Genomic DNA, 12,682 nt, shown 5'->3' on the forward strand with positions numbered 1-12,682 from the left:
GACCTTACGGTCCGACGTCCGGGAACCCGAGGTCGAGGGTGGGCTGCTGGATGCCGCCGTCGACCTCCAGCAGCTTGCCGGTGACGTACTGGCCGGCCTTCGACGCGAGGTAGAGCACGCCGGCGGCGATGTCCTCGGGCTCGCCCACCCGCCCGAGCGGGGTCTTGGTCTCCAGCTGGCCCATCAGCTCGGGCTGACCCGCGACGAACTCCAGCGCGCTGGTGAGGATCGAGCCGACGTAGATGCCGTTGACCCGGATCCGCGGCGCGAGGTCCTGCGCGGCCATCTTGGTCCAGTGCGCGAGGGCGGCCTTGGCGGTGCCGTAGGCGACGAAGCCGCGGTCCGCCGTACGGCCCATCATCGAGGAGATCGTGACGATCGACTTCTGGCCCTCGTCGTCCTTCAGCATCAGCGGGACGGCGGCGACGCTCAGCGCGTGCGCGGTGGTCACGTTGAAGCTGAACGCCTCGTTGAGGAAGTCGTTGCTGGTCTTCAGGAACTCCTGCGGGAAGGTGCCGCCGACGTTGTTGACGACCGTGTCGAGGCGGCCGAACTCGTCGTACGCCGCCTGCGCGAGGCCGGCGACGGCGTCGAGGTCGCTGAGGTCGGCCGGGACGACGAGGCAGCGGCGGCCGGTCGCGCGGACCTGCTCGGCCACCCGGTCGAGCTGCCGCTCGGTGCGCGCGGAGATGAGGACGTCGGCGCCGGCCTCGGCCAGCGCGATCGCGGTGGCGGCGCCGAGGCCGCGGCCCGCGCCGGTGACGATCGCGACCTGGTCGGTGACCGAGAAGCGGTCGAGGATCGTCATCGGGCCACCAGCCCGCGGCCGGCGACCAGCGGGAGGTCGATGGCCCGGACGATGCCGGGCTTCGCCGCGACGACCGACGGGAGCGCGTTGATGATCCGCTGGGCGGTGGTGATCATGCCGCTGACGTTGTGGTCGCCGTGCTCGCCGTGGTGGGTGAAGTCGACCTGCATCATCGGCTCGCCGGTGATCCGGACCCGGTAGCCGCCGTCGCCGCCGGCCGGGGGCTTCTCCCACTCGGGGACCTGGTCGGGGTCGGTGCGGGTGATGTGCTCGAGGACGACCCGCGGGACGCCGTCGACCTTGCCGATCACCTGGAAGCGGACCGCCCCCATCGTCCCCTTCTTCACGTCGCCGCTGACGCTGTCGGTGTCCCACTCGGCCTCGCGGCGGTCGACCTCCTCGGTGAGCGGCTCGTCGAGGGTGATGTCGAGCGCCGCCGCGATCTGTCGTACGACGCTCCCCCACGCCATGCCGAGGATGCCCGGGGCGAAGATCGCGCCCACCTGGTCCATCGGCCGGCCGAAGCCGAACAGGTCGCCCATGACGACGGGCTGGTAGTAGGTCGAGTAGTCGCAGATCTCCATCACCCGCACCTCGTCGATGCGCTGACTCAGGGACGTCATGACGATCGGCAGGATGTCGTTGGCGAAGCCCGGGTCGATGCCGTTGATGTGCATGCTGGCGTTGCCGCGCGCGCAGGCGTCCTCGATGCGGGCGATGAACTCCGGCGGCAGGATCTGCTCGGGCCACTGCAGCAGCACCGGGCCGCTGGAGGTCACGTTGATGCCGGCCTCGACGAACCCGATGAGGTCCTCGATGCACTCGAAGACCCGGTCGTCGGCCATCGCGGTGTGCACGATCGCGTCCGGCCGCAGCGCGATCAGCTCGTCGCGGTCCGTCGTGGCGGTGACCCCGAGCTCGCGGCCGAGGTCGGCCAGGATGCCCGCGTCCTTCCCGTGCTTGTCGGGGTTGCTCACCCAGACTCCGACCAGCTCGAGGTCGGGGTGGGCGTCGATGCCGGCGATCGCGTGCCGGCCGATGGTCCCGGTCGACCAGACGACGACCCGCAGGGGCTTCTCGGGGATGACCTGTGACATGTCTCGCAATGTAGAACACGTTCTAGATTTGCGGTAGGGGCGTCCCGGCGGCCGTGCTGTAACGCGATGTTCGCCGCACTAGATACGCGCTGCAGCGCGTACCTAGTGCGGCGAACATCGCGTTACAGCCGGACCGGGTCCGGGGCGATCACCGGGCAGCGGGTGCCGCTGTAGATGGTGGGCATGCAGCGGTTGCAGTGGATGCAGACGCCGGAGACGGCCTGCTCGGACCGCAGCCGGTTGACCAGGTCGGGCTCGCGGAGGACCGCGCGGCCCATGGCGACGAACTCGAAGCCGTCGGCCATGGCCTGCTCCATGGTGTCGCGGCGGTTGATGCCGCCGAGGAGCATCAGCGGCGTCGACACCGCCGAGCGGAACTGCAGGGCCTTCTCGCGGAAGTAGGCCTCGTGGAAGTCGTAGGTCTTGATGAAGTTCTTGCCGATCGGGGTCCGCATGCCGAGGCGCACGGGCAGCGGCATCGAGGCCGCGAACTCCTTGACCGGGGCGTCGCCGCGGAAGAGGTACATCGGGTTCATCAGCGAGCTGCCGCCGCTCAGCTGGAGGGCGTCGAGGGTGCCGTCCTCGTCGAGCAGCTGCGCGAAGGCGATGCCGTCCTTCGTGGTCACGCCGCCCTTGAAGCCGTCGCTGACGCTGATCTTGGCGGTCACCGCGACCTCGTCGCCGACCTCGTCGCGTACGGCGCGCGCCACCTGGCGGGCCAGCCGGGCGCGGTTCTCCAGCGAGCCGTTCCAGGAGTCCTTGCGGCGATTGAGGCCCGGGGCGAGGAAGGACGAGATCAGGTAGCTGTGGGCCATGTGCAGCTCGAGGACGTCGAAGCCGGCGCGGACCAGCAGCCGCGCGGTGGCGACGTACGCCTTCGTGACCCGGGTCAGGTCGGCCTCGGTGGCCGACTTCACCATCTGCATCGACAGCGGGCTCGGCATCGGGCTGGCGGCGATCGCCCGGACCCCGTTGGAGCGGCCGTTGGCGACCGGGCCGGCGTGGCCGACCTGGCCGGCGATGGCGGCGCCCGTCTCGTGGATCGCCTCGGTGAGCCGGGCCAGGCCGGCCAGCGAGTGCTCCCCCACGACGATCTGCTCGCGGTGGGTGCGACCCTCGGGCGCGACGGCGAGGTAGGCCACGGTCGTCAGGCCGATCCCGCCGCGGGCCACCGCGAGGTGGTAGTCGATCAGTCCGTCGGTGACCTGCCCCTCGGGCGCCCGACCCTCGAAGGTCGCGGCCTTGACCGTGCGGTTGCGCAGGGTGACCGGGCCGAGCCGGGCCGGTCCGAACACGTCGGGGGTCGTCACGGCCGGACCGTAACTCCGGACGCGCGGCGAGACGGGATGATGTCCCGGTGATCGAGTCCCGGCTCCGCGCCGCCGGCTGCGTGTTCGCCGAGGAGGAGGCCGCACTGCTGCGCGCCGCCGCGCGCGATGACGCCGACCTCGAGCGGCTGGTCGCCGCACGGGTCGACGGGACGCCGCTGGAGGTGCTGGTCGGTTGGGCGGAGTTCTGCGGTCTCCGCATCGCCGTCGACCCCGGCGTCTTCGTGCCCCGGCAGCGGACGTCGTACGTCGTCGAGCTGGCGGCGGTGGGCCTGCGCGCCGGCGACGTGGTGGTGGACCTGTGCTGCGGGACCGGGGCGGTCGGGGCGGCGCTCGCGGCCGCCGTACCGGGGCTGGAGGTGCACGCCGCCGACGTCGAGCCCGCCGCGGTCGCCTGCGCCCGGCGCAACCTGCCGCCGGAGCGCGTCCACGAGGGCGACCTGTACGACGCCCTGCCGGACGCCCTGCGCGGGTGGGTCGGCGTGCTCGCGGTGAACGCGCCGTACGTGCCGCACGACGCGATCGCGCTGATGCCGCCCGAGGCCCGCCTGCACGAGCCGGCGGTCGCCCTGGACGGCGGACCGGACGGCCTGGACGTGCAGCGCCGGGTCGTCGACGACGCGGGCCGGTGGCTGGCACCGGGTGGTCGGCTGCTGATCGAGACTGGCCTGGCCCAGGCTCCGACCACCCGCGCCCTGATGACCGCGGCCGGACTGACCGCGACCACCCACCGCGACGACGACCGCGACGCGACGGTCGTCGTCGGGGTGGCTCAGCCGAAGTAGGGGCTCCCCGGGGCGAGGTCCTCGGCCAGGGTCGGACCGGTGGGCGCCCAGCCCAGCAGCTCCTGCGTGAGCACGCTCGAGGCCGGGGCGTCCATCGCGAACATCCGGCCGATCCAGCCCAGCTCGTCGGGATCCGCGACCGGGCCGACGGGCAGACCGAGACCCGCGCCGACCAGCTCGGCGATCGTGCGGTGACTGACCGCCTCCTCGCCGACGGCGTGCAGCACCGAGCCGGCTGGGGCCGACTCGACCGCCAGCCGGAAGAGGCGGGCCGCATCGCTGCGGTGCACGGCGTTCCAGCGGCCGCTGCCGTCGCCGGGGTAGCCCGACTCGCCCCGCTCGCGGGCGGCCGCGACCAGCGCGGCCACGAAGCCGTGGTCGCCGGCGCCGTGCACGGTCGGTGAGAGCCGGACGACGGACCCCCGGACCCCGCGCTCGGCGGCGGCCCGGACCAGGTCGGCGGTCTCCGCGCGCGGGTGCCGCGGACCGGAGAGCCCGTCCCGCTCGGTCGCGGGTCGATCGGTGGGGCCGAGGCCGAGGGTGCCGCTGGCGATGGCCAGCGCCTTGCCGGTGCCGGCCAGGGCGTCCACGAAGGCCTCGATCGCCGCCCGGTCGGCCTGCAACGCGGGCGTCATGTCCGAGAAGTCGTCGTGGATGAAGGCCAGGTGGACGACGGCGTCGGCCTCCTGCGCCCCGGACCGCAGGGCGTCGAGGTCGGCGAGCTCGCCGCGCCGTACCTCGGCACCGGCGGCGACGAGAGCGCCGGCCGAGGAGTCGGAGCGGGCGAGCGCGACGACCTGGTGGCCGGCGCCGAGGAGCTCGGGGACGACGGCGGAGCCGATGAAGCCGCTGCCGCCGGTGACGAAGACACGCATGGTGGAACCTCCGGGAGAGTGATGTCAGGTGCTGACATCGACACGGTAGCGCATCAATGTCAGAACCTGACATCACGTAGGGTGGCGCCATGGCTCGCTGGCAACCGGACGCGCGCGGACGGTTGATGGCCGCGGCCCTCGAGCTGTACGACGAGCGCGGGTTCGAGCAGACGACCGTGGCCGACATCGCCGAGCGGGCCGGCGTCACCGAGCGCACCTTCTTCCGGCACTTCGGCGACAAGCGCGAGGTGCTCTTCGACCGGGACGGCGGCCTGCAGACCGCCTTCGTGGAGGCCCTGGCCGCCGCCCCCGCGGACGCCGACGCCTGGACCGCGCTGGCCCCCGCACTCGACGCGGGCTGCGACTTCCTCGCCGACCGCCGCGACCACGCGCGCCGCCGCCAGCGCGTCATCGACGCGACCCCCGGACTGCAGGAGCGCGAGCTGCTGAAGCTGGCGGCCCTGACCGCGGCCCTGACCGCGGGCCTGCGCGGGCGCGGGCTTTCCGAGCTGGCGGCCGGAGTCGCGGCCGAGGCCGTCGTGGGGGCGTTCCGGGTCGCCTTCACCCGCTGGATCGACCCCGCCGAGGACCGCGACCTCCGCACCGTCGGGCGGGCCGCGCTGGCCGAGCTGCGCGCGGTCGTGTCCTAGAAGAGCGCGTCGTCGTCCACCGGGCGCGCCGGCGGCGCCTCGGAGCGACCGGTGCTGCCGCCGTCCTTCGCGGCCGCGACCGCGAGCCGGTCGACCAGGTCGTTCATCCGGTTGCCGGAGTGGCCCTTGACCCACTGGAAGGCCACGTCGCCGCGGGCCTCGACCAGGTCGACGAAGGGCTCCCACAGGTCGCGGTTGGCGACCGGCTGGCGGGCGCTGTTGGTCCAGCCGCGGGAGCGCCAGCCCTTCCACCAGGCGTCGCGGAAGCAGTTCACGACGTACGTCGAGTCGCTCACCACGAGCAGCGGACCGTCGAGCGAGCGGACCGCCTGGTAGGCGGCCATCACCTCCATCCGCTGGTTGGTCGAGGGCGCCTCGGCGCCGCTGGCCCAGACCGCCTCGTCGAGCGCCCACGCCCAGCCGCCCGGCCCCGGGTTGCCGGCGCACGCGCCGTCGGTGAACACCTCGCGCGCCCCCTCGGGCACGGGCATGGCGGGCTTGGCGGGGCGGGAGGTACGGCGGGTCCGGGGCGGCATGGCCGACACCCTCACACATGGCGCCGACGGGGCCGCGCTCAGGTGAGCGTGGGAGCGCCGAGGACCGCGAGCAGCTGCAGCCTCTCGTGGCTCTCGCTGCCCGGGGCGGCGGTGTAGACGAGCAGGTGGTGGCCCTGGTCGGGGTCGATCAGGGTCTGGCAGCTCAGCTCCAGCAGGCCGACCTCGGGGTGGACGACGCGCTTGACGTCGCCGGGCCGGAGGCCGACCTCGTGGAGCTGCCACAGGTCCCGGAACTCCTCGCTCCGCTCGAGCAGCAGGTCGGCGAGCTGCGCGGCCCGTGAGCCGGGTCCGCGGGCGGCGACGATCTCGCGGAGACCGGAGGCGTAGAGCCGGGAGTACGACGCGTGTTCCTCCGGCGGGCGCAGCTCGCGCGCGGCGGGGTCGGTGAACCAGCGGTAGCCGAGGCTGCGCGCCGGACCGGCGTACCCGGTCGTGTCGCCGGTGAGGGCGACGCCCAGCGGGGTCTGGCGCAGCGTCTCGCCGAGCTCGGTGACGACCTCGGCGGGGGTGTCGACGAGCCGGTCCAGGATCCGCAGCAGCCCGGGGCTGACGTGCTCGCTGGTGCCGCCGCGGGCCGGGGGCCGGTGCCCGGCCAGCCGGAACAGGTGGTCGCGCTCGTCGAGAGAGAGGTGCAGGCCCTGGGCGATCGAGGCGATCATCTGCTCCGACGGCTGCGGGCCGCGCTCGCGCTCGATCCGGGCGTAGTAGTCGGTCGACATGTGGCACAGGACCGCGACCTCCTCACGCCGCAGCCCCGCCGTACGACGGCGCCGGCCGCGGGGCAGCCCGACGTCCTCCGGCTGCAGGGACTCGCGACGGTGGCGGAGGAACTCGGCCAGCCCGGCTCGATCGATCACCCCACCTTCCTACCGTCTCGCGGATCGCCCAGCCACGGATCGTCAGGCCGTGGTTGCGGTCGCCGGGGCGACGCAGGCTCGTGGCACACCCCGACCCGAGGAGCACCCATGCCCGACCCGACCGTCCCCGATCTCACCGGCCGCCGCGTCGTCCTCACCGGCGGGAGCGACGGCGTCGGCCTCGGCCTGGCCGCCCGGTTCGCCGCCGCGGGCGCGGACCTGGTCCTGCCCGTCCGCAACCCGACCAAGGGCGAGGCGGCGCTCGCCCGGATCCGCGAGCAGCACCCGGACGCGCAGGTCTCGCTGCGCGAGCTCGACCTGTCGTCCCTGGCCTCGGTCGCGCGGCTCGGCGCGGCGCTGCAGGAGGAGGGCGCGCCGATCCACGTCCTCGTGAACAACGCCGGGGTGATGACCCCACCCAGCCGTCGGACGACGGAGGACGGGTTCGAGCTGCAGCTGGGCACCAACCACCTCGGCCACGCCGCCCTGGTCGGCCACCTGCTGCCGCTGCTCCGCGCCGGGCGGGCCCGGGTCACCTCGCAGGTCAGCGTCGCCGCGGCGCGGCACGGGGTGCACTGGGAGGACCTGCAGTGGGAGCGCGGCTATCACGGCGGCCGGGCCTACGCGCAGTCCAAGATCGCCCAGGGGCTCTTCGGCCTCGAGCTCGACCGCCGCAGCCGGGCCGCGGGCTGGGGCGTCAGCAGCAACCTCTCGCACCCCGGGGTCACGCCGACCAACCTGCTCGCCGCGCAGCCCGGGATGGGCCGTTCGCGCGACACCGGCTCGGTGCGCCTCATCAGGCTGCTGTCGCGGATCGGCCTGACCGGCACCGTCGCGACCGCCCTGCAGCCGTCCCTGCTGGCCGCGACCGCACCGGACGCCGGCGGCCGGTTCTTCGGCCCCAGCGGGCTGGGCGGCCTGCGCGGGGCACCGGCCGAGCAGGAGCCCTACCCGCCGCTGCGCGACCCGGCCGAGGCCGCCCGGGTCTGGGAGGTCACCCAGGAGCTGACCGGGGTCAGCCTCGGCTGACCCCGTCGAGGGCCTCGGCGGTCAGCTCGTGCAGGGTGCGACCGGTCTCCCGGGTCAGCCAGTGCTCGTAGGCGTGCTCGGCCGCGGCCAGCGCGACCCGCACCCGCAGCCCGGGCTCCAGGTCGGCCTCGGCGTCCAGGCCGAGGCGCTCGGCGACCAGCACCACCAGCCGGGCGCGCTCGTCGTCGTCGAGCAGCGAGGCCCGTCGTACCCGGGCGGGGGCGGAGGCCATGGCCCGGCGCCAGAGCGCGATGGTCTCGGTCTCGTCGGCGAACTGCTCGGTACGGCGCAGGATCGCGGCCGCCAGCGCGGCCGGGACCGGCTCGTCGGCGGGCCGCTCGGCGAAGTTCTCGACGATCGCGGCCCGGCCGACGCGGAGCGTGCCGACGAGCAACTGGTCCTTGCTGCGGACGTGGCGGAAGAGCGTCGAGAGCGAGATGCCGGCCGCGGCCGCGATCTCGTCCACGGGCACCGCGTCGAAGCCGCGCTCGGCGAAGAGGGTCAGCGCCACCCGGTCGACGTGGGCGCGGAGGTCGGCGCGCTGGCGCTCGCGGAGTCCGGTCACGCCGGCTCCAGCGGCGGCACGGGTACGGCGATCGCCGGCGCCTCGACTCCCCCGTCGACCTGGAGCACCTTGCCGGTGACCCACGCGGAGGCCGGCGAGGCGAGGTAGAGCGCCGCGCAGGCGATGTCGAGCGGCTGGCCGGGGCGACGCATGGGCGTGCCGGCGACGTACTCCTCGCGCAGCGCGTCGTCGGTCAGCACGACGTCGAGGCCCTTGGTGGCGACGCCGCCGACGCTGATCGCGTTGACCCGGACCCGTGGGGCGAGCTCGGAGGCCAGGTTGCGGGTCATCATGTTCAGCGCCGCCTTGGCGGTGCCGTAGGCGACGAACGCGGTCTGCACCATGTCGGAGGAGCGCGACGACACGTTCACGATCGCTCCCTCCCCCACGGTGTCGACCATCGCCCGGGCGGCGGCCTGGCTGAGCAGGAACGGCGAGGTGACGTTGAAGCGCAGCGCCTTCTCGAACATCCGCTCGCTGGTCGCCATCGCCGGGCGCGGGCCGGTGCCGCCGGCGTTGTTGACCAGCACGTCGAGGCGGCCGTACGTCGTGACCGCCTGCGCGACGAGGCGGTGCAGCTGCTCGGTCTCCATCACGTCGGTCTCGACGACGTGCGCGCGCCGGCCGGTGGCCTCGACCTCGGCGGCGACCTGCTCCAGGTCGGCCAGGGTGCGCGAGGCGAGGACGACGTCGGCGCCCGCCTCGGCGAGGCCGACCGCGATGCCGCGGCCGATGCCCTGGCTGGCCCCGGTCACGACCGCGACCTTCCCGTCGAGGCGGAACTGGTCGAGGATCACCTGCCCACCTCCGGCGCGGCGCGGCCGGCGATCAGGGGCAGGTCGAGGTAGGTCTTCACGCCGGGCGCCGCCGCGACGACGTACGGGATCGAGCTGACGCAGTGGTTGGCGGTCGAGACCACGCCGGGGTTGCGGACCAGGCCGGCGGCGACCGACTCGGGCTGCAGGCCCTTGAAGGTCAGCAGCACCGTCGGGTCGCCGGTGACCTCGACCTCGAACCGCTCGCCCTCGGGGCCGAAGGTCCAGCCGGGATCGAGGTCCTCCTCGCCCATCAGCCAGTTCACGGCGGCGGTGACGACCGGCTCGCCGTCGACCAGCGCGTCCCAGTGGAAGCGGCGGGCGGCGACCTGGCCGGGCTGGATGACGCCGATCGGGGTGTCGATCGGCTTCGCCGCGACCGCGACCTCCTGGGTGGTGCGGATGTCGTGGCCGGCCGCGAAGCCCATCTCGGCGACGACCATCCGCACCGACGCCTTGAACCCGCCGGAGAGCAGGCCGGCCATCGGGCTGTCGTACGCCTCCTGGGGCGTGCCGCCGAAGCCCATCACGTGCCGGACGACGTCGGGGGCGTTGTAGGTGCGGATGTCGGAGAACTCCTCCGCGCGCACGTGAGTGACCCGCTGCGAGAGCGAGCTGGCCATCAGCGGGAACCGCTCGGTGATGCCGCCGGGATGGATGCCGGTGCCGTGCAGCGTCGTACCGGCCTCGGCGCAGGCGGCCTCGATGCCGACCACGCGCTCGGGATTGGGGTAGATCCAGCCGACGGGGGTGACGACGTTCTTGCCCGAGCGCAGCAGGGCGATCACCTCGTCGTCGTTCGGTACGAGCGGCGAGTAGACGACGACGTCGGCCTCGGTCGCGAGGATCTCGTCCTTGCTGGTCGTGGCCGCGACGCCGAGCGGGTCGCCGCCGATCAGCTCGCCGACGTCCTTCCCGTGCTTGGCGTCGCTGTGCACCCAGCACCCGACGAGCTCGAGGTCGGGGTGCGCGAGCACGCCTTGGATGGCGGCGACGCCGACGCCGCCGGTCGCCCACTGGATCACCTTGATGGTCATGGGGTCAGTGACCTCGATCGTGGGAGTCACTGTCAAGATCGAAGTGGCTGTCATGTGGCACCCTCCGGCCATGAGCAGCCCGGCCCACCACGTCGCGTACTTCCCGGTCGAGGACCTGCCCACCGAGGAGGTCGATCGCCAGGAGGAGCTGTACGGCGGGCTCGCCGACGCGGTCCGCGCGCTGGTCGACCTGGCCCTCGACGTGGACGCCCCGCCGGTCGTCCTCGCCTCTGCCCAGGCGTCGCTGGAGGCGGTGACGGCCTCGCTGCGGGTGGCCCAGACCGACGGTCCGCTGGGGGTTCGGCACAACGGTCGGGGCCGGACCTGGAGCTGGGGCAACGCGGTCATCGGGCCCCGCAACGCGACCGCGCCGCCGCTCGTCGTCGAGCGGCCGGACCCGTCGGGTCCCTGCACGGCCTCGGTCGTGCTCGGTCCCGCTCACCAGGACGAGCCGGGCGTCCTGCACCCCGGCGCGGCCGCAAAGATGCTCGACCACCTGATGGGCGTGGTCGCCGCCGACGGGCGCCGGCTGACCATGACCGGCCGGCTGACCCTCACCCACCACCGGCCGACCCCGCTCGGTCCGGTGTCGCTGGCCGGCTGGATCTCGGGCGAGGAGGGCAGCAAGGTCTTCGTGCACGCCGAGCTGTCCGACGCCGACGGGGTCAGCGTCGAGGCGGACGTGGTGTTCGTGATCCCGCGCTGGGCGCGGGAGGCCTCTACCGACGCTGGTTGAGGTGCGAAGGCGCCCAGCGCCTGAGCCTCGAAACCCGTCTTGCCGACCTTCGGTCCCGATCGAGACCGAAGGTCGGGTCACCGGGTTTCGAGGCTCGCTTCGCTCACACCTCAACCAGCGTCAGGACAGGTACGCGAGCGCGCGCTGGGCGGCGCGGTAGCCGCACATGCCGTGCACGCCGGCGCCGGGGGGCGTGGCGGACGAGCAGAGAAACATGCCGGGGAGGCCTGCGTCGTACGGGTCCTGCTGGAGCGAGGGGCGCAGGACCAGCTGGCGCAGGTCGTTGGCCCCGCCCGCGATGTCACCGCCCACGTAGTTGGGGTTGTACGACGCGTAGCCGGCCGGCGTGGTGACGTGGGTGGCGACGACGGTGTCGCGGAAGCCCGGCGCGAACCGCTCGACCTGGTCGAGGACGGCATCGGTCGCGTCGCCGTCGTACCCGTGGGGGACGTGGGCGTAGAGCCAGACCGGGTGCAGGTCGCCGGCGGAGCGGGTGGGGTCGGCGAGGTACTGCTGGCCGACCAGGACGAACGGCCGCTCCGGCATCCGGCCGCGCACGACGGCCGCCTCGGCCGCGGCGGTCTCGGCCGCCGACCCGCCCAGGTGGACGGTGCCGGCCCGACGGGCGTCGGGGTTGGTCCAGGGGATGCCGCCGCGGACGGCGAGGTCGAGCTTGTAGGCGCCGGGGCCGTAGCGCCACCGGCGGTAGGCGCGGGCGCGACGGGTGGGCAGCCGGTCGCCGGCGATGCGGGCGAAGGCGTCCGGGGTGGTGTCGAAGAGGGCGGCGCGGGCGGGCGGCAGGTCGGCCAGCGAGCGGACGGTCACCCCGGTCTCGATCGTGCCGCCGAGCGAGCGCAGCAGCGAGGCGAGCGCGTCGGTGATCGCGCGTGAGCCGCCCTCGGCCACCGGCCAGCCGTGCGCGTGGCCGGCGGCGATGAGCATCGAGCCGACGGCGGCGGTGCCGAGCCCGGACAGCGGTCGGTACAGGTGCGCCGCGCACCCGAGGAACAGCGCCTTCGCCTGCTCGGTCGAGAACCGCCGCGCGAGCAGCGTCGCGGGCAGCCCGGCGCGGAGGCCGAAGCTCGCCATCAGCAGCGGGTGGTCGGGCCAGCGGACGATCGGTCCCAGCACGTCCTGGGCGAGATCGTCGAGATGGTCGGCGAGGGGCTGGAAGGTCTGCAGCCACCGGCGCCCGTCCGCGCCCAGCCCGATCGCCGTCTGCGACAGCCGCTGGTGCATCACCCCCGCCGTGCCGTCGTCGAGCGGGTGCACCAGGTCGACCTCGGGATGCTTCCAGACCAGGCCGTGGTCGGCGAGCGGCAGCGAGGAGAGGTACGGCGACGCCAGCGCGAACGGGTGGATCGCCGAGCAGACGTCGTGCAGCAGCCCCGGCTCGGTCAGCTCCGCGGTGCGGGTGCCGCCGCCGATCTCGTCGTACCCCTCGAGGACCTGGACGGCGTGGCCCTCCTGCGCGAGCGCGACGGCGGCGGCGAGCCCGTTGGGCCCCGAGCCGACGACGACCGCGTCGAGTGTCATGCGTCGA

14 protein-coding genes are annotated in these 12,682 nt (G+C 74.0%); 4 read left to right on the plus strand and 10 right to left on the minus strand.

From position 1 onward, the window contains the following. Positions 1–4: 4 nt before the first annotated feature. From BLT76_RS08310 to BLT76_RS08320, 3 genes are all read right to left on the minus strand, one after another. Positions 5–808: an SDR family oxidoreductase gene (locus BLT76_RS08310; RefSeq protein ID WP_090853671.1), complete on the minus strand. Its 804-nt coding sequence runs from the start codon at positions 806–808 to the stop codon at positions 5–7. Continuing rightward, positions 805–1,905: an NAD(P)H-dependent amine dehydrogenase family protein gene (locus tag BLT76_RS08315; protein ID WP_090853673.1), complete on the minus strand. Its 1,101-nt coding sequence runs from the start codon at positions 1,903–1,905 to the stop codon at positions 805–807. Before BLT76_RS08315 ends, BLT76_RS08310 begins: the two co-directional genes overlap by 4 nt. Before the next feature lie 122 nt (positions 1,906–2,027). Beyond that, complete coding sequence (locus tag BLT76_RS08320; RefSeq protein WP_090853676.1) at positions 2,028–3,215, minus strand: oxidoreductase; 1,188 nt, start codon at positions 3,213–3,215, stop codon at positions 2,028–2,030. 47 nt (positions 3,216–3,262) lie between these two features. Here BLT76_RS08320 and BLT76_RS08325 point away from each other — a divergent pair, with 47 nt between their 5' ends. Then, positions 3,263–4,018, plus strand: coding sequence for a putative protein N(5)-glutamine methyltransferase (locus BLT76_RS08325; protein WP_211752815.1), 756 nt, complete (start codon positions 3,263–3,265; stop codon positions 4,016–4,018). Here BLT76_RS08325 and BLT76_RS08330 read toward each other — a convergent pair. Further along, complete coding sequence (locus tag BLT76_RS08330) at positions 4,006–4,893, minus strand: SDR family oxidoreductase (protein WP_090853678.1); 888 nt, start codon at positions 4,891–4,893, stop codon at positions 4,006–4,008. The two genes, BLT76_RS08325 and BLT76_RS08330, sit on opposite strands and share 13 nt — an antisense overlap. Positions 4,894–4,982: 89 nt before the next feature. On the opposite strand from BLT76_RS08330, the gene BLT76_RS08335 reads away from it, so the two are divergent. After that, positions 4,983–5,543 (plus strand): TetR/AcrR family transcriptional regulator, encoded by a 561-nt coding sequence (locus BLT76_RS08335; RefSeq protein WP_090853682.1) that lies wholly within the window; start codon positions 4,983–4,985, stop codon positions 5,541–5,543. On the opposite strand, the gene BLT76_RS08340 is transcribed toward BLT76_RS08335, so the two are convergent. Together BLT76_RS08340 and BLT76_RS08345 are read right to left on the minus strand one after the other, a co-directional pair. After that, positions 5,540–6,079: a ribonuclease H family protein gene (locus BLT76_RS08340; RefSeq protein ID WP_244509319.1), complete on the minus strand. Its 540-nt coding sequence runs from the start codon at positions 6,077–6,079 to the stop codon at positions 5,540–5,542. The genes BLT76_RS08335 and BLT76_RS08340 overlap by 4 nt on opposite strands. A 38-nt stretch (positions 6,080–6,117) precedes the next feature. Then, on the minus strand, positions 6,118–6,957 hold the full coding sequence (locus tag BLT76_RS08345; RefSeq protein ID WP_090853689.1) for a helix-turn-helix transcriptional regulator: 840 nt from the start codon (positions 6,955–6,957) through the stop codon (positions 6,118–6,120). Positions 6,958–7,065: 108 nt separating this feature from the next. Here BLT76_RS08345 and BLT76_RS08350 point away from each other — a divergent pair, with 108 nt between their 5' ends. Then, positions 7,066–7,986, plus strand: a complete 921-nt coding sequence (locus tag BLT76_RS08350) for an SDR family oxidoreductase (RefSeq protein WP_090853691.1) — start codon at positions 7,066–7,068, stop codon at positions 7,984–7,986. Here the strand turns inward: BLT76_RS08350 and BLT76_RS08355 are convergent. Genes BLT76_RS08355 through BLT76_RS08365 form a run of 3 tightly spaced genes read right to left on the minus strand, consistent with a single transcriptional unit; the run spans position 7,973 to position 10,403 of the window. Beyond that, positions 7,973–8,551, minus strand: coding sequence for a TetR family transcriptional regulator (locus BLT76_RS08355; protein WP_170866978.1), 579 nt, complete (start codon positions 8,549–8,551; stop codon positions 7,973–7,975). The two genes, BLT76_RS08350 and BLT76_RS08355, sit on opposite strands and share 14 nt — an antisense overlap. Beyond that, positions 8,548–9,348, minus strand: a complete 801-nt coding sequence (locus BLT76_RS08360; protein WP_090853697.1) for a glucose 1-dehydrogenase — start codon at positions 9,346–9,348, stop codon at positions 8,548–8,550. Before BLT76_RS08360 ends, BLT76_RS08355 begins: the two co-directional genes overlap by 4 nt. Then, positions 9,345–10,403 (minus strand): NAD(P)H-dependent amine dehydrogenase family protein, encoded by a 1,059-nt coding sequence (locus BLT76_RS08365; protein WP_090853700.1) that lies wholly within the window; start codon positions 10,401–10,403, stop codon positions 9,345–9,347. Before BLT76_RS08365 ends, BLT76_RS08360 begins: the two co-directional genes overlap by 4 nt. A gap of 70 nt (positions 10,404–10,473) precedes the next feature. Between BLT76_RS08365 and BLT76_RS08370 the strand changes: the two genes are divergently transcribed. Beyond that, positions 10,474–11,139 carry a PaaI family thioesterase gene (locus tag BLT76_RS08370; protein WP_090853702.1) on the plus strand — a complete coding sequence of 222 codons (666 nt, stop codon included), beginning with the start codon at positions 10,474–10,476 and terminating at the stop codon, positions 11,137–11,139. 120 nt (positions 11,140–11,259) lie between these two features. Here the strand turns inward: BLT76_RS08370 and BLT76_RS08375 are convergent, their stop codons facing one another. Continuing rightward, positions 11,260–12,675, minus strand: a complete 1,416-nt coding sequence (locus tag BLT76_RS08375; protein WP_090853705.1) for a phytoene desaturase family protein — start codon at positions 12,673–12,675, stop codon at positions 11,260–11,262. Between the last annotated feature and the right edge of the window lie 7 nt (positions 12,676–12,682).

The sequence above is a fragment of the Nocardioides lianchengensis genome, assembly GCF_900101465.1.
GTDB lineage: Bacteria > Actinomycetota > Actinomycetes > Propionibacteriales > Nocardioidaceae > Nocardioides > Nocardioides lianchengensis.

Coding starts and splice junctions, on each gene's coding strand:
- BLT76_RS08310 (WP_090853671.1), bottom strand. CDS start 808: ATGACGATCCTCGACCGCTTCTCGGTCACCGACCAGGTCGCGATCGTC.
- BLT76_RS08315 (WP_090853673.1), bottom strand. CDS start 1,905: ATGTCACAGGTCATCCCCGAGAAGCCCCTGCGGGTCGTCGTCTGGTCG.
- BLT76_RS08330 (WP_090853678.1), bottom strand. CDS start 4,893: ATGCGTGTCTTCGTCACCGGCGGCAGCGGCTTCATCGGCTCCGCCGTC.
- BLT76_RS08335 (WP_090853682.1), top strand. CDS start 4,983: ATGGCTCGCTGGCAACCGGACGCGCGCGGACGGTTGATGGCCGCGGCC.
- BLT76_RS08340 (WP_244509319.1), bottom strand. CDS start 6,079: ATGCCGCCCCGGACCCGCCGTACCTCCCGCCCCGCCAAGCCCGCCATG.
- BLT76_RS08350 (WP_090853691.1), top strand. CDS start 7,066: ATGCCCGACCCGACCGTCCCCGATCTCACCGGCCGCCGCGTCGTCCTC.
- BLT76_RS08365 (WP_090853700.1), bottom strand. CDS start 10,403: ATGACCATCAAGGTGATCCAGTGGGCGACCGGCGGCGTCGGCGTCGCC.
- BLT76_RS08370 (WP_090853702.1), top strand. CDS start 10,474: ATGAGCAGCCCGGCCCACCACGTCGCGTACTTCCCGGTCGAGGACCTG.
- BLT76_RS08375 (WP_090853705.1), bottom strand. CDS start 12,675: ATGACACTCGACGCGGTCGTCGTCGGCTCGGGGCCCAACGGGCTCGCC.